The sequence below is a fragment of the Streptococcus infantis genome, assembly GCF_047464715.1.
Classification (GTDB): Bacteria; Bacillota; Bacilli; order Lactobacillales; family Streptococcaceae; genus Streptococcus; species Streptococcus infantis_S.
The window spans coordinates 678,236-703,400 of record NZ_JASHBJ010000001.1; the positions used below are offsets into that span (position 1 = coordinate 678,236).

23 protein-coding genes and 1 other annotated feature are annotated in these 25,165 nt (G+C 38.1%); of the genes, 2 read left to right on the top strand and 21 right to left on the bottom strand.

Annotation, left to right across the window (positions count from 1 at the left end; genetic code table 11):
* Positions 1-60: 60 nt before the first annotated feature.
* The 20 genes from QM419_RS03455 to ybeY all read right to left on the bottom strand — a co-directional run bounded on the left by QM419_RS03455 (position 61) and on the right by ybeY (position 20,917).
* Entirely contained in the window at positions 61-819 is a 759-nt protein-coding gene (locus QM419_RS03455) for an ABC transporter ATP-binding protein (RefSeq protein WP_414277897.1), read from the bottom strand.
* Complete coding sequence (locus QM419_RS03460) at positions 816-1,682, bottom strand: ABC transporter permease (protein ID WP_036752806.1); 867 nt, start codon at positions 1,680-1,682, stop codon at positions 816-818. Before QM419_RS03460 ends, QM419_RS03455 begins: the two co-directional genes overlap by 4 nt.
* A 60-nt stretch (positions 1,683-1,742) precedes the next feature.
* On the bottom strand, positions 1,743-2,741 hold the full coding sequence (gene trpX, locus QM419_RS03465) for a tryptophan ABC transporter substrate-binding protein (RefSeq protein WP_414253551.1): 999 nt from the start codon (positions 2,739-2,741) through the stop codon (positions 1,743-1,745).
* A gap of 133 nt (positions 2,742-2,874) precedes the next feature.
* Positions 2,875-3,090 (bottom strand) — a binding site (T-box leader).
* A gap of 94 nt (positions 3,091-3,184) precedes the next feature.
* Positions 3,185-6,010 (bottom strand): phosphoenolpyruvate carboxylase, encoded by a 2,826-nt coding sequence (gene ppc / locus QM419_RS03470; protein ID WP_414277898.1) that lies wholly within the window; start codon positions 6,008-6,010, stop codon positions 3,185-3,187.
* Between the two features lie 23 nt (positions 6,011-6,033).
* The gene (gene ftsW, locus QM419_RS03475; RefSeq protein WP_178895107.1) at positions 6,034-7,245 is read right to left on the bottom strand and encodes a cell division peptidoglycan polymerase FtsW; all 1,212 of its coding nucleotides are present in this window, start codon (positions 7,243-7,245) and stop codon (positions 6,034-6,036) included.
* A gap of 207 nt (positions 7,246-7,452) precedes the next feature.
* Entirely contained in the window at positions 7,453-8,421 is a 969-nt protein-coding gene (gene prsA, locus QM419_RS03480; RefSeq protein WP_414277899.1) for a peptidylprolyl isomerase PrsA, read from the bottom strand.
* 74 nt (positions 8,422-8,495) lie between these two features.
* A complete protein-coding gene (locus QM419_RS03485; protein ID WP_414277900.1) occupies positions 8,496-9,209 on the bottom strand; it encodes an O-methyltransferase in 714 nt (237 codons plus the stop codon).
* Position 9,210: 1 nt separating this feature from the next.
* The gene (gene pepF / locus QM419_RS03490; protein WP_414277901.1) at positions 9,211-11,013 is read right to left on the bottom strand and encodes an oligoendopeptidase F; all 1,803 of its coding nucleotides are present in this window, start codon (positions 11,011-11,013) and stop codon (positions 9,211-9,213) included.
* An 18-nt stretch (positions 11,014-11,031) separates the two neighbouring features.
* Positions 11,032-11,988 carry a competence protein CoiA gene (locus QM419_RS03495; protein ID WP_414277902.1) on the bottom strand — a complete coding sequence of 319 codons (957 nt, stop codon included), beginning with the start codon at positions 11,986-11,988 and terminating at the stop codon, positions 11,032-11,034.
* An 82-nt stretch (positions 11,989-12,070) separates the two neighbouring features.
* Positions 12,071-13,219, bottom strand: coding sequence for a hypothetical protein (locus tag QM419_RS03500; RefSeq protein WP_414277903.1), 1,149 nt, complete (start codon positions 13,217-13,219; stop codon positions 12,071-12,073).
* 188 nt (positions 13,220-13,407) lie between these two features.
* Positions 13,408-14,268: an SAM-dependent methyltransferase TehB gene (gene tehB, locus QM419_RS03505; protein WP_414277904.1), complete on the bottom strand. Its 861-nt coding sequence runs from the start codon at positions 14,266-14,268 to the stop codon at positions 13,408-13,410.
* A 14-nt stretch (positions 14,269-14,282) separates the two neighbouring features.
* Entirely contained in the window at positions 14,283-14,750 is a 468-nt protein-coding gene (gene smpB, locus QM419_RS03510; RefSeq protein ID WP_001051741.1) for an SsrA-binding protein SmpB, read from the bottom strand.
* Complete coding sequence (gene rnr / locus QM419_RS03515; protein WP_414277905.1) at positions 14,713-17,055, bottom strand: ribonuclease R; 2,343 nt, start codon at positions 17,053-17,055, stop codon at positions 14,713-14,715. The genes smpB and rnr overlap by 38 nt, the downstream gene beginning before the upstream one ends.
* 99 nt (positions 17,056-17,154) lie before the next feature.
* Positions 17,155-17,388, bottom strand: a complete 234-nt coding sequence (gene secG, locus QM419_RS03520; protein WP_000282517.1) for a preprotein translocase subunit SecG — start codon at positions 17,386-17,388, stop codon at positions 17,155-17,157.
* Positions 17,389-17,427: 39 nt separating this feature from the next.
* Complete coding sequence (rpmG, locus tag QM419_RS03525; protein ID WP_007519517.1) at positions 17,428-17,577, bottom strand: 50S ribosomal protein L33; 150 nt, start codon at positions 17,575-17,577, stop codon at positions 17,428-17,430.
* An 83-nt stretch (positions 17,578-17,660) separates the two neighbouring features.
* Entirely contained in the window at positions 17,661-18,254 is a 594-nt protein-coding gene (gene coaE / locus QM419_RS03530; RefSeq protein WP_414277906.1) for a dephospho-CoA kinase, read from the bottom strand.
* Positions 18,254-19,078, bottom strand: coding sequence for a DNA-formamidopyrimidine glycosylase (mutM, locus tag QM419_RS03535; RefSeq protein ID WP_414277907.1), 825 nt, complete (start codon positions 19,076-19,078; stop codon positions 18,254-18,256). The genes coaE and mutM overlap by 1 nt, the downstream gene beginning before the upstream one ends.
* 48 nt (positions 19,079-19,126) lie before the next feature.
* Positions 19,127-20,026, bottom strand: coding sequence for a GTPase Era (gene era, locus QM419_RS03540; RefSeq protein ID WP_223334270.1), 900 nt, complete (start codon positions 20,024-20,026; stop codon positions 19,127-19,129).
* 17 nt (positions 20,027-20,043) lie between these two features.
* Positions 20,044-20,439 carry a diacylglycerol kinase family protein gene (locus QM419_RS03545; protein ID WP_004252647.1) on the bottom strand — a complete coding sequence of 132 codons (396 nt, stop codon included), beginning with the start codon at positions 20,437-20,439 and terminating at the stop codon, positions 20,044-20,046.
* Complete coding sequence (ybeY, locus tag QM419_RS03550; protein WP_414277908.1) at positions 20,420-20,917, bottom strand: rRNA maturation RNase YbeY; 498 nt, start codon at positions 20,915-20,917, stop codon at positions 20,420-20,422. The genes QM419_RS03545 and ybeY overlap by 20 nt, the downstream gene beginning before the upstream one ends.
* Positions 20,918-21,021: 104 nt before the next feature.
* Between ybeY and QM419_RS03555 the strand changes: the two genes are divergently transcribed.
* Together QM419_RS03555 and QM419_RS03560 are read left to right on the top strand one after the other, a co-directional pair.
* Positions 21,022-22,674 (top strand): NFACT family protein, encoded by a 1,653-nt coding sequence (locus QM419_RS03555; RefSeq protein ID WP_414277909.1) that lies wholly within the window; start codon positions 21,022-21,024, stop codon positions 22,672-22,674.
* Between the two features lie 65 nt (positions 22,675-22,739).
* Entirely contained in the window at positions 22,740-23,600 is an 861-nt protein-coding gene (locus QM419_RS03560) for a YitT family protein (protein ID WP_178895121.1), read from the top strand.
* A gap of 62 nt (positions 23,601-23,662) precedes the next feature.
* Here the strand turns inward: QM419_RS03560 and nox are convergent, their stop codons facing one another.
* On the bottom strand, positions 23,663-25,042 hold the full coding sequence (gene nox, locus QM419_RS03565) for a H2O-forming NADH oxidase (protein WP_195184180.1): 1,380 nt from the start codon (positions 25,040-25,042) through the stop codon (positions 23,663-23,665).
* Positions 25,043-25,165: the final 123 nt, after the last annotated feature.

Here is a 25,165-nt window from a genome sequence, read left to right on the forward strand (position 1 = left end):
AAAAACTTAGAAGCAAAAGTCTACTTCTAAGTTTTTAAGGATGCTTGATTTAAAAATTATCTACTCAAAAAGTTGATAATAATCGGAAATTTTCATCTTGGCTTTTTCATCCTTATTCAAATCTTGGATGATTTGTCCATCTTTCATAACAATCAAGCGATTTCCATACTTGAGAGCATCTTCCATATGGTGAGTAATCATCAAAGCTGTTAGATGGTCCTTGTTAATAAAGTCATTTGTCAATTCCATCAAGGCGACACTTGTTTTAGGGTCAAGAGCAGCTGTGTGTTCATCCAGTAAAAGGAGCTCTGGACGTTTCAAGGTTGCCATCAAGAGGCTCAAGGCCTGTCTTTGTCCGCCTGACAAGAATTCAATCGGTGTATCCAAGTGTTTTTCTAGACCATTTCCCACCTTCTCAATGGTTGCTTGAAATTCTTCTTTATATGCTGAGAGTTTTCTTGGAAATAAACCACGTTTTTCTCCACGGAACTTGGCAATCAAAAGGTTTTCTGCGACTGTCATACGTGGAGCTGTCCCCATCTTAGGATCTTGGAAGACACGAGAAAGGTACTTGGCACGTTTTTCAGGGCTGAAATGAGTCACATCTTCGCCCATGATGCGAATGCTACCACTTGTCAATGGTAGAGTTCCCGCAATGCTATTAAAGAGGGTTGACTTCCCTGCTCCATTTCCACCCAAGATTGTGATGAAGTCATGTTCAAAAATTTCAAGTGAAACATCGTTTAGGATAATTTTTTCCTCGTCGAAGCCATTTTTCACAATTTTTGTGGCATTTTTTAATTCAACAATTGCTGTCATTTGCTTAACTTGACTCCTTTCAAGTATTTATCCTTAAGGGTTGGAATGACTAGACAAGTGGCTAGGATAAGAGCACTGTAAAGTCTGAGGTAGCTGGTGTTAAATCCGAGAGCAATGACTCCCCATACCAAGAATTGGTAACTAATCGAACCAACAACAATGGTAACCAAGCGTTCTGCTAGGGTAAGACTCTTAAAGAGGACCTCACCGATAATCAAGCTAGCAAGACCAACTACGATAACACCGATACCACGAGAGACATCGGCATAGCCTTCTTGTTGAGCGATAAGGGCACCAGCAAGTGCGATCACACCATTTGACAAGACCAAGCCCATAAGCTCCATGCGTCCAGTATTGATACCAAAACTACGAGCCATATCTGGATTATCTCCTGTCGCGATATAGGCCTGTCCAAGTTTGGTATCTAGGAAGAAAAGCATGAGAAGGATAACCAAAGTCACAAAAATCAAGCCTGTAAATAATTGATTAACCTCAGATGAGAAAGGAAGAACATCCTGGATTTGTTTGGTTCCCAAAAGCCCAAGGTTTGCGCGTCCCATAATCATGAGCATGATAGAATGGCAAGAAGTCATCACCAAAATACCAGACAAGAGTGTTGGAATCTTTCCTTTCGTGTAAAGAAGACCAGTCGCTAAACCTGCAAGACAGCCTGCTCCAACAGCTACTAAGGTAGCAAGAAAAGGATTGACTCCTTGTGTGATTAGAGTTACTGCTACCGCTCCTCCCAACGGGAAAGAGCCCTCCGTTGTCATATCTGGAAAGTTGAGGATTCGAAAGGTCATAAAGATTCCCAAACCTAGAATAGCCCAGACAAATCCTTGTGAAATTATCGATACTATCATGTTACATTCATTTCCTTCTTTTAAAAATTGGAGGAGATGTCTCCAACTCCTCCTTCATTCTTATTCGATTACTTGACCAGCTTCTTTAAGAACTGATTCTGGAATAGTGATTCCAAGTTCTTGAGCTAGTTTTTTGTTGATAACTGATTTACCAGTTGAGAAGACATTGACTGGAGTATCAGCAGGTTTTTCACCCTTCAAGACTTTAGCGATCATCTTACCAGTAGCCACACCAAGATCGTGTTGATCCACAACGACTGATGCCAAACCACCGGCTTCTACCATTGCAGTTGCACTTGGATAGATTGGTTTTTTAGCTGTTTGGTTACTTGATACTACAGTTGAGAACGCAGATGCGATTGTGTTGTCAATTGGAACCCAGATTGCATCTACTTTTCCAGTCATGACGTTTACTGTAGAAGCAATTTCGTTAGTTGATGGAACTGCAAAAGTTTCTACTTTCAAACCAGCTTTTTCAGCGTAAGTTTTGAACTCTTCAACTTGAGATTTAGAGTTATCTTCACTACTTGAGTAGAGAGCTCCGATTGTTTTAACATCAGGTGTCAAAGCTTTAATTAATTCAACTTGTTGCTCAGCAGGGTTGTGGTCAGATACACCTGTGATGTTCCCACCTGGTTTTTCCAAATCTGTTACAAGGTTAGCACCGATTGGGTCAGTTACAGCTGCCATAATAACTGGAAGATCTTTTGTTGCACTTGCAAGCCCTTGAGCTGCTGGAGTTGCGATACCGACAACAACATCGTTTCCGTTTGCTACTAATTGTTTACTCATTGTCGCAACCTTACTTTGGTCACCTTCTGAGTTCATAAAGTCGATTTTAACTTGGTCACCTTTATAACCTTCTTCAGCAAGTCCATCTTGGATACCTTGGTAAATCAAATCAAGTGATGGATGGCTGACGAATTGTAAAACACCAACTTTAGCTGTCTTGTTAGCTGTCTCTGTTTTAGTTTCTTGTTTCGTTAAGTTAGAGTAGACCAAGCTTCCTCCAACTACAAGTGCTAGTGCTGCAATAATACCAATTAAACGTTTATTCATATCTATTTCTCCTTATTTTTCTTAAACTTAGTAATGTTCATTTCACTTTCAATATAACTCTACCAAGCGTCGCCATCGCTTAATTTCCATAAAATTGCCTCCCCATAGAAAAAGTCCTCACACAAAAAACTTGTGTGAGGACGTCGATGCGCGGTGCCACCTCAATTATAGGAACTTGTCCTATCGCTCTTACTCGCTTCACGAGTTGCACTGTAAGGTGTGCTCACCGAATTCTTATGATTTCAAATTCTTAATAACATTCAGCCCAATTTTCATCACTTCCACTTATCTGTTTCCACCAACCACAGACTCTCTAAAAAATTTCAATGATTACTTTCTGAATGTTTAAATTATATCATTTTACTAAAACTTGTCAAGGCTTTTTATGAATTATTTTTTAAAATTATGAAAATTCCTACGGTTTTTAAAAAATATAGCTTGTATTAACCTGAATTACGTAATCCTGTAGCAATTCCGTTAATAGTTGTATGAATCAATCTTTCTTCATCTGAAGAAAGCTCGCCACGACGTTGACGCTTAATCAATTCCAACTGGATATAGTTAAGGATATTGAAATAAGGCATACGGTAGTTCAAACTGTCTTTCAAGTAAGTATTTTCTGCCAAAAGTTCATCATAGCCTTCAATAGCCAGGATAACATTCTTAGTCAATTGCCATTCATCCAAAATAGTATAGTAGATTGCTTGTACTTCTTCACTTTCACAAAGTTTAGCATATTCAAAAGCAATATTCATATTTGATTTTGACAAGACCATATCAACGTTAGATAGGAGTGACTGGAAGAAAGGCCAGTTTTTATACATGTCGCGAAGGTATTCAATATTTTTTGGATCTTGATCAATAAATTCTTTGAAGCTTGAACCAACACCATACCAACCCGGGAACATGACACGACTTTGTGACCATGAGAATACCCAAGGAATGGCACGTAGACCACCAATTTCAGTGATTGTTTTACGAGCTGCTGGACGAGAACCAATATTAAAGCTTGAGATCGCCTTGATTGGACTAGATTCAAAGAAATAATCGTAGAAATGTTCGTTTCCAAATACTAGTTCACGGTAGATATCATAGCTACGACTGACTACTTGGTCCATGATTGCCTCATAGCGATTTGACGTATTAGTATCACTCTTCTTCTGTGTAATCATACGGTTGATAGCCGCTGATACCAACATTTCCAAGTTATAGTAGGCTGCATCCTTGTTTCCGTATTTATTTCCGATAACTTCACCTTGTTCAGTTAATCGAATACGATCTTTGATTGATTTGAGCGGTTGAGAAGCAATGGCATCATAAGTTGGTCCACCACCACGGCCAACGGTACCACCACGACCATGGAAGAAGGTTACTTTGACTCCGTATTCATCACCAATAGCGGACAATTGTTTTTGAGCCTTATAGAGTGTCCAACAAGATGAGAGATATCCACCATCTTTGTTACTATCAGAGTAGCCAAGCATGATTTCCTGGTAATTATCTCTAGAAGCAATCCACTTCTTAGCAAGTGGTAAAGAGAAATACTTTCTCATTGTTTCTTCAGAATGATCTAAGTCCTCAATCGTTTCAAAAAGAGGAACGATTTGAACACGAGCTTTTTCAGCATCCACCAGACCGACTTCTTTGAGCATGATGGCTAATTCTAGCATATCAGATACACTAGTTGCATGAGAGATAATTGTTTGACGAATGACGTCTTCTCCCAAACGATTTTTTAATTCACGTGCAGTTTGGAAAATAGCCAATTCTTTTTCGAGGAGTTCAGACTTCTCAGCATGAGTCGCTGACAAGATTCGAGGATCTTCTAACAATTCATGTAAAAGCAACTCGCACTTTTCATCTTCTGACAAATCGCTATAGTGGTCATTGATTCCAGCAGATGCTAACAATTCAGCAACACAGGCTTCATGAACGCTTGAGTCTTGACGCATATCAATAGATGCCAAGTAGAAACCGAAGACCTCAACTGCTTCTAGTAATTCTGCAAACTCACCTGTCAACAAGGCTTCCGCTTTATTCTCAAGTAATGAATCCTTAATAATATAAAGGTCTTTCTTGAACTCTTCAACTGTTTCGTAGTGAGGAGGACGATCATCTGCTAATTCTTGAATGGCTCCCGAGAGTCGATTGCTGATATAGTCAGTGATTTCTCCTTGTTGATGCCCTTGAGCACCAAGAAGACGTTCGACATGATGACGTTCATCTGCTGATGAACCAACTACCGCCCACTCTTTTAGATTTAAAAGTGTTTGAATTAATTTAGATTGGATAAAGTGAAAAGCACGACGGTAAGGTTCTTTTTCACGGAAGACAGATGTATCACTAGATTGCGCAGCCATTTCTTCAACAGCCTTGCTTGTCTTGGATAAATTAGTAGAAAGAGAGAAAGTACGATAGAGACTAGAAATCTTGCTGATATAGTAGTTGAAGATGACTTCGCTTTGAATGGTTGCTGAACGCATGAGAGTTTCAGCAGTTACAAATGGATTTCCATCTCGGTCTCCACCAATCCACATTCCCATAGTAATAGGTTTGGCTTGTTTAAGGTCAATTCCTTGTTCTTTCGCAAGACGTTTATATTCTAGCATTAGATTTGGTACTGCCTGAAGGAAGGAACTATTGTAATATTCCATCACGTTAGTGATTTCGTTGGTTACTTTTAGTTTCTTCTCACGAATCATATCCGTCTGCATGATAATCTCAATATAGCGACGAAGATCATTGTGCCATTTTTCCTCGTTAATAAGACCCATTTTAACATCACGGTATTTACGCAAGAGCGTATGAATATGTGTGGTCAAATCCAACATACTCTTCCGTTGCACTTGTGTTGGGTGGGCTGTCAATACTGGTACAACGTTCAAATGTTCAAGAATCTCGGCCGCATTTTCTTTTTCTGCTACCATTTCAATGGTTGTTGACAATTTTCCAAGGTAATCTTGATCAATATTGTTTAGGTGGTTAATCTCGTATGCCAAGTCAACGTCTTCAGAAATATTAATCAAAAGTGGCAAAATAGAGAAATATCTAGAGATGTAGACCATTTCATCATTTGAAAGACTTCTCACTACCTTATCTAGTCCTTGATAGTCTAGATTTGATGATAGCTTCTTCAACTGCATAATCTTGTCAAAAGTCTCAGCAGGAAGCATATTTTTCGTGATATCTTCAAGTAAATCTGTCAAGATTTGAACTTCTTCTTGCACGACAGTTTTGTTACCAAAATTTTCTAACTTTTGAAGAGACATTTTTTTCTCCTTGTTACTATTTCTTAAAGCTGTGCTTCATATTCGCTATAGAGTTTTGCACGTTTTTCACTAGCATCGATATTTAAGACAAAGGCGATTGCTACAGATAGAACCAACAAACTATTTCCTCCCTGAGAAAGGAATGGGAAAGTTACACCTGTAGATGGAATCAAACCTGAGATCCCACCTATATTGACGAATACCTGAATTAAAATCATCCCACCAATACCGATTGCCACCATAGAGTTGAACGGATCTTTTGCTCGTACCCCCACTAAAATAATACGAAGAATTAGGAAGAATAATAGAGCTAAAATAAGACTGGCACCAACAAATCCAAACTCCTCAATCACAATAGAGAAAACGAAGTCCGTGTGTGCCTCAGGTAGATAGCCTCGTTTTTCGATAGAGTTTCCTAATCCTAGCCCAAACCATCCTCCATTTACCATAGCATAGTATGAATTTGCCAACTGGTGTCCTGCACCAGCGACGTCATCAAATGGATTAAAGAAAGCACTGAATCGTTTAGCAACGTATCCAAATACTGGAATCTTAGAAACCTTTTCAACACCAATCAATTTAATGGCTGTGAGGGAAACAAAGGATAAACTGGTCAATATTCCAAGAATAGTTGCAAACCATCGATGAGCTATCCCACTAATTGAGTACATCAACAATGCTACTAAAAAGAGAATTGTAGCATTTCCAAGGTCAGGGAAAATAGCCAAACTTCCAATCATGACCAAAAGGACAAATCGCCAATCGTTAAAGGATCTAGGCAACCATTGGTTTTGAGTTAAAACTTGAAAATCATAAATACCAATCTCTTCTTGTTGTTTTGAAAAACGTTGAGCCAAGTACCAAATGATTATAATTTTCAAGTATTCCGCAGGCTGAACAGTTATAGGTCCTACTTTAATCCAACCGTAAGCACCATTGATGGGAATCCCAATCAAACGGGCTAAAGCTAGTAACACTAACTCAGCAAACATAACAATAAATAACAAACGTTCGTTTCGAAGAAAACCAAGTTTCAACTTATAGATTACTGCAATAAGCAACAAACTAACGATCCAAAACAAGCCCTGATTTCGAACTAATTGAAAAGCGCTCTTTCCTTCTTGAATCAAAGATGCACTCGTTGTCGAATATACCACTATTAAACCCAGAACGGATAAGAGAATATAGGGCACTAAAATAGAGTAATTCAACAGGTGCCTTTTACTAATTTTCATACTTCACCACTAACAAATCTTATTTTTATTAATTTTAGTTTTCTTGCTATTATACCATTTTTTGAGTTAGAAAAAAACTCTTACCCTATAAAGGTTATAATTTAAGCTTGTAGAATTCAAACAACAATTATTCTCATTTATAACTTTTATCTACGGAAGATTAAAAAAACTCTATCTTTCAAGAGTAGAAAGATAGAGTTGTCACCCTTAGTTTGAAGATGTTGTTGTAGTTTCACTTGCTGTTGTTGTAGTTGTAGTTTCACTTGTTGTATCACTTTGGATATACTGAGTAAAGATATTTTGGAAGGCTTGGTCCTTAACCTTAATATTTGCGGCTTGCAATTCTTTACTAATAATACCTTGAACGAAAGTAGCATCATTTTGTTTTTGAGTCAGGATAACTGTCTTCAATTTTTCTTTATAATCTTCCCAGTTAGAAGATTTTTCTGTTTTCTTGGTCAATTTCACAATATAGAAACTGTTTGAATAAGCTTGTGTACCTGGAGCTGTGATCACATCTGAAATACCATTTACATCAAGAGCAAATGCAGCTTTTTTAACAACGTCTGGCAATTCTGTTGATGCAGAGTCAAAAGTGATTTCTCCACCATTTGCTTTTGTCTTTTCGTCAGTTGAATTATCTTTAGCCAATTGTGCGAAGTCAGCTCCAGATTCTTTTGCTTTAGCAAGAACTTCTTTAGCCTTATCTTCACTATCAAGTTTAATAATTTGCGCAGTTACTTCTGGTGTGTACTCATCGTAAGCTTTTTTGTAGTTCTCATCCGTCAATTCAGCTTCTGCAGCTTTCTTAACAGCATACTCAACCAATTTACTTGTACGAATTTGAGCCTTACGACTTTCAGCTGTCATACCAGCACGAGCAAGAACAGTTTGATAACTGTCTCCATATTTTTTTTGTTCTTCTGCTACAGCTTCTTCAACTTCTTTATCACTTACTTCAGAACCATATTGTTTTTCGAAAACTTTTTGAATAGTCATATTAAGCAAGATTTGTTGGGCAGTTGAGTTGTTTTTCACTTCTTCATAAAATTGGTGCTCAGTGATGACATCACCTTTCATAGTGATGAGGTCAGCTCCTTCAGAGCTATTTGAACAAGCAGCCAAAGTAGCTACTGATAACAAAGTGATGGCACCAGCCAATAATTTTTTCTTCATGTTTACTCCTTTTTATACACTAGATAAATGTTTACCTTATCTATTTTACTAAATTGTCTTAAAAATATCTGAAATTAATCAACATCAGGCAGTTCTACTTCTGCTTGATTCTTTCTCAGCATCAAGATTCCATCTCCGAGAGGAACTAGGCTAGCTATTAATCCCGGATTGTCTAGAGTTGCCTCAAAGAGCCTTTGCAAACCACGATAAATGGTTCGTTGACCGCGTCGGACTTCCATAATATCCTTAGCAATGTCTCCACCTTGGAAAATATCATCCAAGACAACTACTCCACCAACCTCAAGGTGTTTGAGGATTTCTGGTAAAAAGACGATATATTTAGATTTTGCAGAATCCATAAAAACAAAATCATAGGTCTCTGTCAATGTTGACAAGACATCTACCGCATCGCCTTCCAATAGAGTGATTTGTTGGCGATTATCAAACTTGGCGAAATTCTCCTTGGCAAAACCAATCATTTCAGGATTCCGATCAATGGTTGTAATTTTTGCGTTTGGGGCATGATTTGCCATTAAAAGAGCTGAAAATCCAATCGCTGTCCCAATCTCTAAAATATTTTTTGGTTGAATAGTTTCCATAAGGAAACGGAAGTAAGCGACTGTTTCATGAGGGATGATAGGAATATTCTCCTTACGAGCAAAGTTTTCTAGTTCTTTTAAAGAACCGGTCACCTGCTTTTGTCTGTGGCGCATAAATTCCACAATCTCATCCTTAACAACAGGCCGTCTCATGTTGTGGTTGGCATTTTTACTGTATGACTCAACCATTTTATGCTAATCCTAATTTTTCAACAAGGGCTTCAAACTCATCCAAACGACGTTCAAAGACTGCAAAGGCATCGTTGAGATAGTCTTCTTTTTCCATATCAACACCAGCTTTTCGCATGATATTTAGAGGATAGTCTGACTTCCCAGCCTTGAGGTAATCAATATAACGGTCACGATCATCTTGACTACCGTTAACAATCTTTTCAGCCAAGGCTGAAGCTGCTGCAAAGCCTGTTGAATATTGATATACATAGTAATTATAGTAGAAATGAGGGATACGAGCCCACTCGTACTGAATTTGAGGATTGTCTTCCTTACTCAAGCCATAATATTCCTGGTTTAAGTCAGCATAGAGATTATTTAAGAACTCACTTGTCAAGACTTCACCATTTTGATCAGCTTGGTGAATAGCATGTTCAAATTCAGCAAATTGAGTTTGGCGGAACACTGTTCCACGGAAACCATCCAAGAAGTTGTTTAGAATAGCGAAGCGTGTTGCGTCATCTTGAACTTCTTGCAATAATTTTTCAGTTAAGATATTTTCATTGGTTGTTGAAGCAATTTCTGCCAAGAAGATTGAGTAATCTCCGTATACATAAGGTTGTGTTTCACGCGTATAGCTAGAATGCATACTATGACCTGTCTCATGTACAAGAGTAAAGAGATTATCGAGATTATCCTGCCAGTTAAGAAGCATAAAGGCGTTAGTATCGTAGGAACCACCAGAGTATGCACCAGATCGCTTCCCTTGATTCTCATAAACATCTATCCAACGTTCGCTGAAAGCACGTTTCACACGACTCAAGTAATCCTCACCAAGAACAGCCAAAGCTTCTTCTGCTTTCTTCAAAGCTTCCTCATAAGTAAAGCTGTATTCCACTGAAGACAACGGAGTATAGACATCATACATTTTGAGATCAGGAATACCCAAGATTTTTGAGCGAAGAGCAAGATATCGATGTAAGAGTGGCAAATGCTTACGAACAGCAGATACTAGATTGTCATAAACACTTTCTGGCACAAAGTTGGCTGCAAGTGCTGCTTCACGCGCACTCTTGTAGTTACGAACCTTAGCACGATAGTTTTGTACTTTAACGTTTGTCTGCAGGGTTTTCGCGTAAGTGTGCTGGTATTGCTCATAGGTAGAGTAAAGAGCTTCATAAGCTCCACGACGAACCTCACGATTCTTAGATTCTACCAAGCGCATATAAACACCGTGTGACAATTGTACTTCATTTCCATCTTCATCTTTAACGAATGGAAAGACGATATCTGCATTATCTAAAATAGCAAAGGTTTCACTAGCAGCACCGAAGATTTCACCAGCACCTGCAAGCAACTCTTCTTCACGTTGTGAAAGGACATGGTCCTTGTTTTGCAATAGTTTATCAAAGAAGTGTTTATAAGGCTGGAGTTTTGGTTCTTCTGCTAAAAAGTTTTGATACTGCTCTTCAGTAATTGCCATAAATTCTGGCTCATAGAAAGAAAAGACTTGATCTAGTTGACTGTATAGAGTCATTGCCTTTGCATAATATTCTTGATATATAGCAACACGTGTATCCTGGTCGTTTTTCATATGAGCGTAGACATAGAGTTTTTCAAGACGACGGCTCAAATCCAAATAACGCTCTGTAATATTTAATAGGCTCTCTGCGCTATCCAAAAGATGTCCCTCAAGTCTAGCTGCTTGTTTTGTATCCTCGGTTAATAGGGCTAACTCTTCTTCCCATTTTTGGTCTGTTTCAAAGATAGTGGACAAATCCCATGTATCTTTTTCATCTATTTCATTTCGTTGTAATACCATAAATTTCCTCCATCCTTTCTATTTTACCATATTTTTCAGGAAATAACGCTGATAAAAGACAGGTGGATAGAGCTTTTGTTGCTTATTTTGAGGATTTTTCTCATAATAAGCCTGAAAGTTTCGATAATAATCATGAATATCTTGTTTGATTTGACAAAAATGACCAAGTTCTATCGGTCTTACTTGGGGATACCAGTCCTGTTTTTTTAGATTTAAAAGATTTTCTCCTCTCAAGTAAGCTTGGGCTTGTTGTTTCATCCAATAGGGATTTTGATAGTAGAGCTGTTTTTGAATGTAATGACAAATATTTTTGTCCTGTTCAACTGAAAAAGTAATAAGAGCTTGTTGCTTATATGGACTACGTAAAATTTCTAGAAGATTTCCTTTGTCATAAGAAAATTCCTTGAGCTGATAATGGAGTTTTCCTTTCAAATCTTGGTGAAGGAGGTACTTGAGTCTCAAAACTTGTTTTTTATGATCTAACTCCCAAATATAAAATCCCATATTATTACTAAAGTAAAGAAAATCTCTTTGAAGTTTAGTTAGTCGCTCTTTTAGCCAGAGCTTTTCTCCTAGTAGCCAAAGGACTTGAATTCCCAAACTTCGATAACCATTGCTTCTCTCCCGTAAAAGTTTGCAAGAAATGGGACTACACTGAATTTCTAGAGCTATTTTCTTATTGATAAAGATATCTGCGATTTGCTTCAGTTCAGGTATGGGATATTCCATCTCTACTTCAGCATCTTTCTTAGCCCAATTAAAAAGTGCCACCTTATTCTCCAAATGTTCTGGTCCTTCATTCTCATGATAAAAATCACAACTTTTTAAACTTTCATGCGCAAAATGGGTTCTTACATTTTTCCCTTTTTTCAAGCGAAGACTTGTTCCGCAAGCTGGACAATAATAAGCTTGTCTCTTTACTTCATTCTCTAACGCGTTGATTAAATGACCTTTTTTATCTCTAGCTAAAAACATAAACTCTCCTTTTCTAGTCCATTCGAAAAGAAAAAGCAGAAAAAGGCTGACCAACTCAACCTTTTTCACATTTAATTCTCAACTATTTCAGATGTTTTCTAATATATTTCTGCAACATGGGAATGAGATTCTGTATTTGATCCTGCTTTATCACCATTACACCATATTCTTGACAACGATGACTGTAAACGGGGTTAATCTTGCCTGAGCAAACAATCATCTTCAAACAATTATCACCCGCAAAATGATTGGCATAAACTTCAAGTTCGTTAATAGCTTCAACTGCTAGATCAGTCATTTTACAAGAAATGAAAACTACAGAGTGACCTTTACGAAGAATAACATCAATCTCATTTTGAACATTGTCAGCCTCAGGGAAAATCCCATTCCAGTCAATTTCAGTACCAATCATACATTCATCAAAATACTCTGACTCGAGGGCTAGTAAATAGATATACAATTCTAAAATATGCCCTTTAGTTCGACATAACAGATGTGCTTCTGGTGTTGGGAATATATAAGTAACAGTATCTGTTGTTTCTTCTTCTACTTTCAGTAAATTAGCTTTTTGGAACAAAGGAATCAAGCTACTGGGGTAAGAATAAATTTTTCCATTACTCTCCAAAACTTTTGCTGTTTCAGCGTGAAAATCAGTTGTTTTTGCCAGTGCAAAGAATTGGGTAATCTGATACCATTTTTCAGGATTTTCGATAGCATATTTGGCCAATTTTTTAATAGCTAGCACTTGCTTATTAGAATGCTGAGGCCTTCCTGATTTAAGGACTTTTCCACCACGTAAAGCTATCAATTGTTCAATGGATAAACTAGGAATATCTAAATGTTTATCATAAATCTTGCCCCTTTTCCAGGTATACTGCTTTCCTTGTTCAACATCCATAGCAATAATCGAAATACCTTTCTCCAAACCATACTGATATAGAACTATTGCTAATAGGTTATCTCCGCCAAAAACATCGATGGTAACTGTCTCAAAATCATTGATAAATACGTCTAATTCCTGGCAGGTTTTTTCTAGGTTAAATTGTCGAAAATGTACTTGTTTTAAGTGTGGAACTTGTTCCATTAGAAAATGCTTCAAGGAAAGCTTTTCTTCCTCAGCAATTTTTTTTGTAGAAAGATATAAAATCTCATCACAATCACTGACAAAAGCCTGGTAGACATTTTTCTCAATGGTATGACGATCGTACAGTTCAATTAAAAGACTAGTCATCCTAAGACCTCCTCGACAAAAAGTCTGAAAGAATAGTGGTCGATTAGAATCATTTTAAAACTATCACAATTCTGTTTAATTTCATCGACTTCTCCTACTTCTAGTATAGCATAAATTGAGATTTCCCTTTCTTATTAGGGTAACAAATAAGGAATAGAAAACGACTGCTCTCTATTCCTTTTTTTCATTTATTTTACTTTTTTAGCCAACATAGTCGCAAAGCGTAGTTGAATACGATTGCCATTTTCGTCACGACGGTGGAGATGGCCAGGATTTTCATTGTATTTGATCAATTCCCAGTCATTGTAATAATTTGCCAACTCCCCCTCTTTGAAGGTAAATGGGAAATTAACTGAACATGGATAATCTTCTGTATCCATGGCACACACAATCAAATTGTAACCCCCAATTGAGGTTTGCTCCTGCATGTTTTGGATAATAGCCGGAATACGATTTGCTTGTAAAAACATGAGAACAACTGTCGATACGATAAAATCGTAAGTTTGTCCGATACTTGCTGAATTGATATCGTAGATACCAACAGGCATTTCCAAATCTTCTTGCTCCACGATACTTTGCAAGATTTCAAGGGAAAGTTCATTTTGGTCAACTACAGTAACATCAAATCCATGTTGAGCGAGAAAGAGGGCGTTTCTACCATGCCCGCAGCCTAGGTCTAGTGCCTTACATGGTTTGACCGTCTGCATAGCTTCTAGGACTTCCGAATGAACTGGATTGCTATTGTATTTCTTTGGGAAATAATCCTCTGGTTTACAATAAAATTCCAAATACCACTCCACATCATCTGTGGCAGCTTCTACTCTGTGCCAAGCTTGAGGTTGTGTCATAGGATTATCAGCACCTGCTTCAAAGAGGTGCTCAGCTATAACTTCTCCCTCTTCAGTCAATTCAATAAACTTAAGAGTCCCTTTTAATACGGTAATCTTGCCCCAGGTTCCGATCTTAGTATTGTGTTTTCTTTGAACAGCCTCTGGCATGGTGTCTTTATTCCAGACAGGCATGCGTTTGTAGGCAACTAGTTTTTCCATATTCTTCACTCTTTCTATCGGTGGTTAACAGCTTTCATAACACGCGCAATATCACGATCTTGCTCACGGCGTTTGATAGACTCACGTTTATCGTAATCGTGTTTCCCTTTTGCAAGTCCTAAAAGGAGCTTGGCATAGCCATCTTTGATATAAACTTTAAGAGGAACCAGCGTCATACCCGTTCCTTTTGTTTCTTGCTCTAACTTCTGGATTTGCTTTTTATGAAGGAGAAGTTTACGACGACGTTCTGGTTCCTGATTCCAGATATTCCCTTCTTCATAAGGAGCGATATGAACATTGCTCAACCAGACTTCACCATTTTTTACTTGGGCAAATCCGTCTTTTAAATTGATACGAGCTGCTCGAACACTCTTGATCTCTGTACCAGTTAGAACCATTCCTGCTTCTAGCGTATCTACGATAGTATAGTCGTGATGCGCTTTTTTATTTTGCGCGACGACCTTTCCCTCGCCCTTTGCCATGCTTAGCTCCTTTCTTTGCTACTTCTTTATAAAAAGGTTTCTTACTCTTTTTCTTCTTGTCTTTTGAAGAATGCTTACGTTTATCACTTGAGCGACCAACTTTTTTCTTGTCTTCTTTCTTATCAGAACGACGACCTCTATCCTTGTGGCCAGACGGTTTTAAACCTTTCTCAATGACATCAAACTCGCTTGGGATAAAAGAAAAATCAATCTCACCAGTCATTTTATCGGCTCTTTCGACACGAATACGAATCTGTTGTCCCACACGGAAGGTTGTCCCTGATTTCTCTCCACGAAGAGTCAAATCACGTTCATTGAAATGGTAAAACTCAGGCAGATTTGTAATATGAATCAAGCCTTCGACTGTATTTGGCAATTCAACAAAAAGACCAAATTTGACGATACTTGATACTACTGCATCATACTCTTCACCCACAAACTCTTCCATGTATTCGGCTTTTTTCATAGCTTCAACTTCACGTTCAGCTTCGATAGCCCGACGCTCACGATTGGATGATTGAGTTGCAATCTCTGGAATGACCTGTTCAAAATGCTCCGCTACTTCCTTAGAACGTCCATAGTTACGAATCAAACGGTGAACAAGGAGGTCCGGATAACGGCGAATCGGACTGGTAAAGTGAGTGTAATAGTCTGCAGCTAAGCCATAATGCCCATGATTATGCTCAGAATAACGAGCCTGCTGCATAGAACGCAAAAGCATCATGGACAATACATCCGCGTAAGGTTCTCCCTCAACAGCACGCATGATGTCTTGGAGGGCTTCTTGACTAATTTCACTGGCAGTCCCATAAATTCTCAAGCCAAAACTTGAAGCATAATCAATAAACTTCTGAACTTTTTCAGCTTTAGGTTCCTCATGGATACGATAGATAAAAGGTAGGTCCAGCTTGCTGAAGTGCTCAGCAACCGTTTCGTTAGCAATCAACATAAAGGACTCAATCATACGTTCAGCAACACCACGATGACGAAGTACAATATCAACTGGCTTGCCTTTTTTATCTACCAAAATCTTAGCTTCATTGGTATCAAAATTGAGGGCTCCACGCTTAATTCGCATACTTTCCAAAGTTTCATGGAGCTTGGCCATAAGTTCGATACTAGGAACAATTTTCTTATACTCTCGTCTCTTCTCCTCGTCACCTGCTAGGATGTCATTAACATCACTATAAGTCATACGGAAACTTGTCTTGATAACAGTCTGTGTAATCGTATAATTACGAACACGACCATTTTTATCAATCTCCATAATAGCAGATTGAGTCAAGCGGTCCACTTGAGGGTTAAGAGAACAGATACCGTTTGAAAGACGCTCTGGCAGCATTGGAACTACACGGTCTGTCACGTAGACGGAGGTTGCCCGATTAAGGGCTTCCTTATCTAGAGCAGATCCCTCTGTCACATAGTAAGAAACGTCGGCGATATGAACACCTAGTTCGATATTTCCATTTTTCAATGGTTTGATATGAACAGCATCATCCAAGTCTTTTGCATCCGCTCCATCTATAGTAAATGTAATTTCATTCCTAAGATCCAATCGTCCTTCAAAATCCTTCTCAGATAGTACATCCGGTACATTTTCCGCTTCTTTGAGAACAGCTTCTGGAAACTCGGATACAATGTCCATTGATTCCAAGACCTCGAGGACATCAATCCCTGTATCTGTAGAATGTCCAACCACATCTAAGACACTGGCAACAAAGAAATCGTGTTTCTTACTTGGGTACTTATCAATAAAGACCTTGAGAACTTCTGTACCGTCTAATTGAATAGCTGGCTTCTTAACGTAGATAGGTTGACTAATCTTTTGATTTTTAGAACGGATATAACCCGCATACTTGGGTTTTTCCTCATCAAGAACGATTTGCCCGACAACCGTCGTCAAACTGTGTTCTAAAATATCAATAATCTTAGCTTCAGCTGCTGTACCTTTCTGTCGGTCTGCAATCTTCTTAATTACAATTTCAACAGTATCGCCATCAATGGCATAGTTAACATCATTTTTTCCTACAAAAAGGTCATCTTCTTCCCCTTCTAGGCTTACAAAACCAAAGCCATTTTTGTGGGCATGAAAAGTTCCTTTAAGAGTAATCTCGTGTTTCTTCTTTTGGTCCAAGGTGAGACTACCATCTTCTTCAAAGTGAATTTGGTGCTTCCTTTCCATCAGGGACAAGGTTTTAATGAGCTCTCGAAAGTCCTTGGAACCATCCTTTCCAAGAGCTTGAGCCAAGTCATTTACAGTGACTCGTCCCTTTTCTTTTAAATATTCTTTTATTCTATCTTTCATGTTTTCTTTCTAGATTGTTAAAATTTTTCTTTTTGGCGTAAAACCTTATTTCTTTTAAAAATAAAAATAGGCAAAGACCTAGTCTCGCCCATTATTTTCTTATCTACTTGATAATACCGTCAATGCTAAGGCAATGGCTAGCCAGAAAAAGACTAAGATTCCTGTCAAACGTTGCATTACGGCTTCAAAACCACGCGCTTTGCTACGTTCAAACAAATCACCTGAGCTGGCATCAAATACATTGCTAGATTGATTTTTAGTTGGTTGCATAAAAATTGCAATTACAATCACAACAGATAATACTAATAAAATGGTTAATAATAGGTTATACATATCAAACTCCTTAAAATCCCTATTATTCTACCATAATTTCTACTTAGATTCAAGATGTAGAGTCACTTTTCTTTCTTTGGGACAATACTTTAAGACTTCAATCTTATCTGGATGTGTTTTGGAGTTCTTACTGGTTAGATAGTTCATGCTACCACAAGAGGAGCATTTTAGATTAATTTTTACACGCACTAGATTTTTTGTATTTGATACTATTTTAATCTAAGATGACTTGAACAAACAATACCAAAATTCTCCTTCCTAACAAAGTTGATTTATAGACACATTTCATCAAGCAACTGAACTACCTGAGCTATCAGCTGTTCTTGATTTCCATTATTATCTAGACTGTGGCTAGCCAGACTAATTTTTCTTTCTAAAGGCCATTGAGAGTTTAAACGGGATTCAGCTGCTTCTTTTGAAATTTGATCCCGTCTCATTAATCGCTCCAATTGAACATCACGATTTACATAGACTAACCAAGTTTCGTCAAACCATGAAGCATAGTCCTGTTCAAAAAGCAAGGGAATATCCATGAAAAAGAGTGCTTCAGTCTGAGCCAACTTTTCTCTCAGAGACCCCAATTCTTGACAGATAATTTTCCCTTGAGTCTGTTTAGACCATTCTCTCTCATCAAAGCTGTTGAAAATTAGACTAGCAAGTAAGGGGCGATTCAATTCTCCATTTTCCAGAAGGATTTTCTCACCAAAGTGTTCCACTAAAATCTGATAAAGTCGGCCACCAGGCTTTTGGAGTTGGTGGACGACTGCATCCGCATCTACCACTTCAAATCCTTTTTGTCTTAGAAAATTTGTGACGGTGGATTTCCCGGATGCAATACCACCAGTTATTCCTATTATTTTTCCCATCACTTCCTCCTTTGACATTTTGGACAAAAGTGGGTTCCTCTACCGCCAAGCTGAATTTTTTCGATCATGGATCCACAACGTGAACAAGCTTGTCCAGCTTTATCATAGACCTGATGAAACTCTTGCATGGTCCCGTCCTCGCCAAAAGCATTGGTATAGCTACGAATCGTTGAACCACCCTTTTCAACAGCCTGTCCTAAAACCTTAATCGTTTCATCATGGACTTTTCTGGCCTCTTGAGCAGTTAAACTGTTAGAATGTCTAGAAGGGTGAACCTTCGCTCTCCAAAGAACTTCATCAACATAGATATTTCCTAATCCCGCTACAAGAGTCTGGTCCAGCAAATGAGATTTAATTGGCTTTTTAGACTTTTTCAAGGCTAGTTTTAATCTTGCTAAATCAAAATCTTGCTCAGTCGGTTCCGGACCTAATTTTTTAGTAACAAAGTAAGCTTCTAAAAGCTTCGGAGCAAGTAACTCCATAGTCCCAAACTTACGAACATCCTCATAGACCAAAGTACCACCATCTTCAAAATGAATCAAAACATGGGCGTGTTTACGTTCTGGAACTTGGTCTGGGTAATAAAAATACTTGCCTTCCATTCTCAAATGTGAGATAAGGACTTTATCAGATAAATAGAAAAGTAGATACTTGCCACGACGTCCCATTGATTGAATGACTTGACCAGACATTTCCTTCTGAAATTCATGCAAATCAGTTTTTATCATCTTGGGGTAACGAATGTCAATATTTGAAATCTTCTTCCCCAAAATCAATTTTTCTAGTCCACGCCGAACCGTTTCGACCTCAGGTAATTCAGGCATAGCTCCTCCTTTTCTAAAAACAAGAAGCAGGCTACTGCCCACCTCTTCTTAATATTCTTTTTCGTTGTAACCAAAATCAGCAAGATCTAATTTCTTATCGCGCCAATTTTTCTTAACCTTGACCCATGTTTCTAGGAAGACCTTGTCACCTAGCATGAGTTCGATATCTTTACGAGCCATGGTTCCAATTTTCTTGAGCATGGCACCGCCTTTACCGATAATAATTCCTTTTTGGCTGTCACGCTCGACCATAATGGTTGCTCGGATATGAACTTTATCGGTTTCCTCATCTCGTTTCATAGAATCAACCACTACTGCAACTGAATGCGGGATTTCTTCGCGAGTTAAGTGTAATACTTTTTCACGAATCATCTCTGATACTAGGAAACGCTCTGGGTGATCTGTAATTTGATCAGCTGGAAAATATTGGAAACCTTCTTCTAAGTTTTCGCTCAAAATATCAATCAAATGGGAAACATTATTTCCTTGAAGGGCTGAAATCGGAACAATTTCCTTAAAGTCCATCTGATTACGGAAATCATCGATTTGAGCTAAAAGTTGATCAGGGTGAACCTTGTCAATTTTATTCACCACCAAAATCACAGGAACCTTAGCAGCCTTGAGGCGTTCGATAATCATATCGTCCCCCTTCCCTCGTGGTTCATCTGCTGGCACCATAAAAAGAACTGTATCGACTTCACGAAGAGTGCTATAGGCTGACTCTACCATGAAATCTCCAAGAGCTGTCTTAGGTTTGTGAATCCCTGGGGTATCGATAAAGACAATCTGTTCCTTATCGGTCGTGTAGATCCCCATAATCTTGTTGCGCGTTGTCTGCGCCTTGTCACTCATGATGGCAATTTTTTGCCCCATGACATGATTCAAAAAAGTTGACTTCCCAACGTTGGGACGTCCTAAAATGGCTACAAAGCCTGATTTAAATGTCATAGTTACCTCTATAATGTTTAAAATAGCAAATCCCAAATCCTAGGGATGAAAATGATAAGTCCAGTCACTGCAGCAAATAAAGACACAACAAGAACTGCACCTGCAGCCATGTCTTTAGCCTTCTTTGCAAGCATATCGAAGTGATAATGGCTAGCCAAATCCACTACATTTTCAATAGCAGAATTCAAAATCTCAAAAGCAATTACTAAAAAAATGCTTAATAGGAGAAAGAGCCATTCAATTCTGGAAACTTGAAAAACAATGCCTGCAAGTAGAACTAAAAGAGAAGTCACCGCATGCTTTCTCATATTACGCTCTTCTTTTATGGCAGTAAAAATACCTGTCAGGGCAAAATCTAAACTTGAAAGCAAGTCGCGATTCTTCCATTTTCGTTTATTGTCTTGTGAGTCCATAGGCTGTTAAAATTTCTTCTTGTAAACCGAACATCTCCGCTTCTTCTTCCGGAGTGTAGTGATCATAACCGTTTATGTGTAAAAAACCGTGCACAGCTAAAAAGCCCATTTCACGTTCAAAACTATGACCGTACTCTTCAGCTTGCTCATGCGCTTTATCAATTGAAATGAATAACTCGCCGATATAAGAATCAAATTCTGACATCATTTCTGCTAAGTCAGGATCTTCTGCCAAATCCTCTTCGTCAAAGGTAATCTCTAATTCAGGTTTGTATTCAAGACTAATAACGTCTGTTGGACGGTCAGTATCACGAAACTCTAAATTGAGTTCATGACTGCGTTCATTGGTCACAAAGGTGACTGCCATCTCCTTGTCTTCTTTTCCAATCGTTTTCGCAGCAAATTCCAAAATTTCTTGTGTTTGCTTTAAAATTTCTTCAGAAACCTGACCAGTTTCATCTACCATTTCAATATACATGTGCTTCTCGATTCTCTTTACTTGGCTTTATTATACCATATTTCTATGATTTTATTCTACCTTTTTGATATAATACTATGGAATACATTCATAAGGAGAGAACCATGTCATTTGATGGATTTTTTTTACACCACATGGTTGAGGAATTGCGAGCTGAACTACTAAACGGTCGCATTCAAAAAATTAATCAACCCTTTGACCAAGAATTGGTCTTACAAATCCGTAGCAATCGCCAAAGTCATCGTCTGCTCCTTTCTGCTCACCCTGTTTTTGGACGCATCCAGTTGACAGAAACGACCTTTGAAAACCCTGCTCAACCTTCTACCTTTATCATGGTTTTGAGGAAATATTTACAGGGTGCTGTTATCGAGTCTATCGAGCAGATTGAAAACGATCGAATCGTTGAAATCACTGTTTCTAACAAAAATGAGATCGGAGACGATATTCAAGCCACCCTCATAATCGAGATTATGGGAAAACATAGTAATATTCTCCTTGTCGATAAAAGTAGCCACAAAATTCTTGAAGTTATTAAGCATATCGGTTTTTCTCAAAATAGTTACCGTACACTCCTACCTGGTGCAACGTACTTAGCCCCACCAAGTACGGAGGCTCTCAATCCTTTTACCATCAAGGATGAAAAACTTTTTGAAATCCTACAAACACAGGAATTGACAGCTAAAAATCTTCAAGTTCTCTTTCAAGGTTTAGGCCGTGATACGGCATTTGAATTAGAAAATTTATTAACTATTGAAAGACTTTCCAATTTCCGTAACTTTTTTAATCAAGAAACAAATCCATGCTTAACGGATAAGTCTTTTTCTTGTGTCCCTTTTTCAACTAAAATTGAAGGACATTTTTCAAGCTTATCTCAACTTCTTGATGTTTTTTACAAAGATAAGGCAGAACGTGATCGTGTCAAACAACAGGCTAGTGAACTCATTCGTCGTGTTGAAAATGAACTACAAAAAAATCGTCAAAAACTGAAGAAACAAGAAAAAGAACTTCAAGCTACCGAAAATGCTGAAGAATTCCGTCAAAAAGGCGAGTTACTAACGACTTTCCTTCATCAAGTTCCAAACGACCAAGACCAAGTAATCTTGGATAACTACTACACCAATCAACCTATCACAATTTCTCTCGATAAAGCTTTAACGCCAAACCAAAATGCTCAAAAATACTTCAAACGTTATCAGAAGTTAAAAGAGGCTGTCAAATACCTGACTGATCTAATTGAAGAAACCAAGGCTACCATTCTTTATCTAGAAAGCGTCGAAACAGTCCTCAACCAAGCTGGGTTAGATGAAATTGCTGAAATTCGCGAAGAATTAATTCAAACAGGCTTTATTAGAAGACGCCAACGCGAGAAAATTCAAAAGCGTAAAAAGCCAGAGAAATATCTAGCTAGCGATGGTAAAACCATTATTCTCGTTGGACGAAACAATCTTCAAAACGAAGAGTTGACCTTTAAAATAGCACGCAAAGAGGAACTTTGGTTCCATGCTAAGGATATACCAGGAAGCCACGTTGTCATCTCAGGAAATCTGAATCCTTCTGACGAAGTCAAGACGGATGCTGCAGAACTAGCTGCCTACTATTCGAAAGGACGCCTTTCCAATCTCGTTCAAGTTGATATGATTGAGGTTAAAAAGCTTAATAAACCAACTGGTGGGAAACCTGGATTTGTGACTTATACAGGTCAAAAAACGCTTCGTGTCACACCTGATTCTGAGAAAATTGAATCCATGAAATTGTAATAAAACTTTTGTAGTCAAACTCTCACTACTTGACTTTTGCACAAATAAATATAGGAGGGAGCTCTATGCTTCGGCATATTAAATCAACTGTAACTATTATTTTCGGAGCTGCTATTTTCGCCTTCGGACTTACCTATTTTGTTGTTCCACATCACTTGTTCGAAGGTGGAGCAACAGGGATAACCTTGATTACCTATTACCTCTTTAACATCCCTATTTCGCTGATGAATATCTTGATTAATATCCCTCTCTTCTTACTAGCTTGGAAAATATTTGGACTAAGATCACTATATTCCAGTCTACTTGGAACCATCGCTGTCTCCGTCTGGTTAGCTATCTTTGAGAAGATTCCTCTTCAGTTTAACCTTGAAGGAGATCTCGTTGTGGTTGCTTTAGTAGCTGGTGTCCTCCTAGGTGTTGGACTTGGTGTTATTTTCAATGCGGGTGGAACAACTGGTGGTACTGATATCGTCGCTCGTATCCTTAATAAATACACCAATATCTCTGTTGGAAAATTGCTTTTTGGACTTGATTTTCTGATTCTAATGTTGATTTTAATCATCTTCCAAGACCTACGTCTTGTAACCTATACTCTCTTATTTGACTTCATCGTTTCAAGAGTTATTGACTTAATCGGTGAGGGTGGATATGCTGGAAAAGGATTTATGATTATCACTCAAAAACCGATGGAATTAGCCGATAAAATTAACGAAGAACTCGGTCGTGGTGTTACCTTTATCTCAGGACAAGGCTACTATAGCAAAAAGGACTTAAAGATTATTTACTGTATTGTCGCAAGAAATGAAATTGTCAAGATGAAAGAAATGATTCATACAGTTGATCCGATGGCCTTTATCACTATCACGGAAGCTCACGAAATCCTTGGAGAAGGGTTTACTTTCCCAGCAAGAGACGAGGTTTCTTAACCTAAAAATAAAAAAAGTAACTTCAATTATTGATGTTACTTTTTTTATTGTCATATTATCAATTATTTTTCAGCTGTAAGAGCAGCCATTGTGATGTAGTTGTATGGTTTGTTGAAGTGTGGCAAGAAGAATAGGTCAGTCAATGCCAACTTGTCGATTGTTACATGTTCTTGGATAGCAAGTGAGAACATGTGGATAGCCATAGAGATTGCAGAATCACGAGATACCATTTGAGCACCAAGGATTTCACGGCTGTCTTTATCAAAGACAATCTTGATAGCTACTTCATGGTTGTCATGTTTCATGAATTCTGGTTTTTGAAGGTCGTTAAATCCAGTTTCAGTAGCATTGTAACCAGCTGCTTTAGCTTTTTCAAGTGTCAAACCAGTTGAAACCATGTGAAGACCATAGATTGAGATACCGTTTGATCCTTGAACACCAATTCCTTCAAGCTCATGTCCACATGCATTGTAAGCACCTACAATACCAGTACGAACAGCGTTTGATGCAAGGGCAATGTAGCTAGTGTCTTTACGAGCGTTGTCATAAACAGTCGCACAGTCACCAACAGCGTATACACCTGGGATTGAAGTTTCTTGTTTCTTGTCTACAAGGAAAGCACCGTTACGGAAGAGTTCGATCTTACCGTCAGCAAGAGCTGTGTTTGGACGGAAACCAACTGCAAGAACAACCATATCCACATCAAATGTTTCTTTATCAGTGATCAAGCGTTCAACTTTTCCTTCGCCCTCGATAGCTTTAACTGTTTGACCAAGTGCCAAACGGATGTTGTGGTCTTCCAAGTTTTTAGCCATCATTTGTGTGAAGTCTTTGTCATAGTATCCGTTCAATACTGTGTCAACGATATCAACAAGGACAACTTCTTTTCCAAGACGTTCAAAAGCTTCTGCAAGCTCAACACCGATATAACCACCACCTACAACAGCGATGCGCTCAAGGTGTTTGCTCTTATCAGCAAGTTTGTTGATAACTTCTTCAGCATTTTGGTACAATTTAACGAATTGTACGTTTTCAAGAGTTGCTTTGAACTCACGGTTACCTTTAACAATTTCAACACCTTCGATTGGTGGCAAGATTGGAGTTGAACCAGTAGCGAAGATCAATTTATCATAAGATTCTTTGTGTTCTTTACCGTCAACTTCTGCAGTAACAACTTTGTTGTCGTAGTCGATTGAAAGAACTGGTGAGTTCATATAAACTTTAGCACCTTTTGCTTCCAATTTTTCTTTGTCAGAGTAGAACAAACCTTCAGGTCCGTCAATTTGTTCACCGATCCAAAGTGCCATTCCGCATCCAAGGAATGAAATGTTTGAGTTTTGGTCAAATACAACGATTTCGTTTTCGTTTCCAAAATTATCCAACATAGTGTTGATACATGCAGTTCCAGCGTGGTTAGCACCCACAACTACGATTTTACTCATAAGATAAATCCTACCTTTATTTTTTTATTTACCTTTCAAGTATACCATTATCTGTGAACGTTTTCAAGACTTTTGACTAGTTTGATGCTATTTAAGAAAGTTTTTGAAAGATATATTAATTTG

What these genes read in the sequence shown, in the direction of transcription:
- QM419_RS03455 (WP_414277897.1), bottom strand. Translation starts at nt 819, where the DNA reads ATGACAGCAATTGTTGAATTAAAAAATGCCACAAAAATTGTGAAAAAT.
- QM419_RS03460 (WP_036752806.1), bottom strand. Translation starts at nt 1,682, where the DNA reads ATGATAGTATCGATAATTTCACAAGGATTTGTCTGGGCTATTCTAGGT.
- trpX (WP_414253551.1), bottom strand. Translation starts at nt 2,741, where the DNA reads ATGAATAAACGTTTAATTGGTATTATTGCAGCACTAGCACTTGTAGTT.
- ppc (WP_414277898.1), bottom strand. Translation starts at nt 6,010, where the DNA reads ATGTCTCTTCAAAAGTTAGAAAATTTTGGTAACAAAACTGTCGTGCAA.
- ftsW (WP_178895107.1), bottom strand. Translation starts at nt 7,245, where the DNA reads ATGAAAATTAGTAAAAGGCACCTGTTGAATTACTCTATTTTAGTGCCC.
- prsA (WP_414277899.1), bottom strand. Translation starts at nt 8,421, where the DNA reads ATGAAGAAAAAATTATTGGCTGGTGCCATCACTTTGTTATCAGTAGCT.
- QM419_RS03485 (WP_414277900.1), bottom strand. Translation starts at nt 9,209, where the DNA reads ATGGTTGAGTCATACAGTAAAAATGCCAACCACAACATGAGACGGCCT.
- pepF (WP_414277901.1), bottom strand. Translation starts at nt 11,013, where the DNA reads ATGGTATTACAACGAAATGAAATAGATGAAAAAGATACATGGGATTTG.
- QM419_RS03495 (WP_414277902.1), bottom strand. Translation starts at nt 11,988, where the DNA reads ATGTTTTTAGCTAGAGATAAAAAAGGTCATTTAATCAACGCGTTAGAG.
- QM419_RS03500 (WP_414277903.1), bottom strand. Translation starts at nt 13,219, where the DNA reads ATGACTAGTCTTTTAATTGAACTGTACGATCGTCATACCATTGAGAAA.
- tehB (WP_414277904.1), bottom strand. Translation starts at nt 14,268, where the DNA reads ATGGAAAAACTAGTTGCCTACAAACGCATGCCTGTCTGGAATAAAGAC.
- smpB (WP_001051741.1), bottom strand. Translation starts at nt 14,750, where the DNA reads ATGGCAAAGGGCGAGGGAAAGGTCGTCGCGCAAAATAAAAAAGCGCAT.
- rnr (WP_414277905.1), bottom strand. Translation starts at nt 17,055, where the DNA reads ATGAAAGATAGAATAAAAGAATATTTAAAAGAAAAGGGACGAGTCACT.
- secG (WP_000282517.1), bottom strand. Translation starts at nt 17,388, where the DNA reads ATGTATAACCTATTATTAACCATTTTATTAGTATTATCTGTTGTGATT.
- coaE (WP_414277906.1), bottom strand. Translation starts at nt 18,254, where the DNA reads ATGGGAAAAATAATAGGAATAACTGGTGGTATTGCATCCGGGAAATCC.
- mutM (WP_414277907.1), bottom strand. Translation starts at nt 19,078, where the DNA reads ATGCCTGAATTACCTGAGGTCGAAACGGTTCGGCGTGGACTAGAAAAA.
- era (WP_223334270.1), bottom strand. Translation starts at nt 20,026, where the DNA reads ATGACATTTAAATCAGGCTTTGTAGCCATTTTAGGACGTCCCAACGTT.
- QM419_RS03545 (WP_004252647.1), bottom strand. Translation starts at nt 20,439, where the DNA reads ATGGACTCACAAGACAATAAACGAAAATGGAAGAATCGCGACTTGCTT.
- ybeY (WP_414277908.1), bottom strand. Translation starts at nt 20,917, where the DNA reads ATGTATATTGAAATGGTAGATGAAACTGGTCAGGTTTCTGAAGAAATT.
- QM419_RS03555 (WP_414277909.1), top strand. Translation starts at nt 21,022, where the DNA reads ATGTCATTTGATGGATTTTTTTTACACCACATGGTTGAGGAATTGCGA.
- QM419_RS03560 (WP_178895121.1), top strand. Translation starts at nt 22,740, where the DNA reads ATGCTTCGGCATATTAAATCAACTGTAACTATTATTTTCGGAGCTGCT.
- nox (WP_195184180.1), bottom strand. Translation starts at nt 25,042, where the DNA reads ATGAGTAAAATCGTAGTTGTGGGTGCTAACCACGCTGGAACTGCATGT.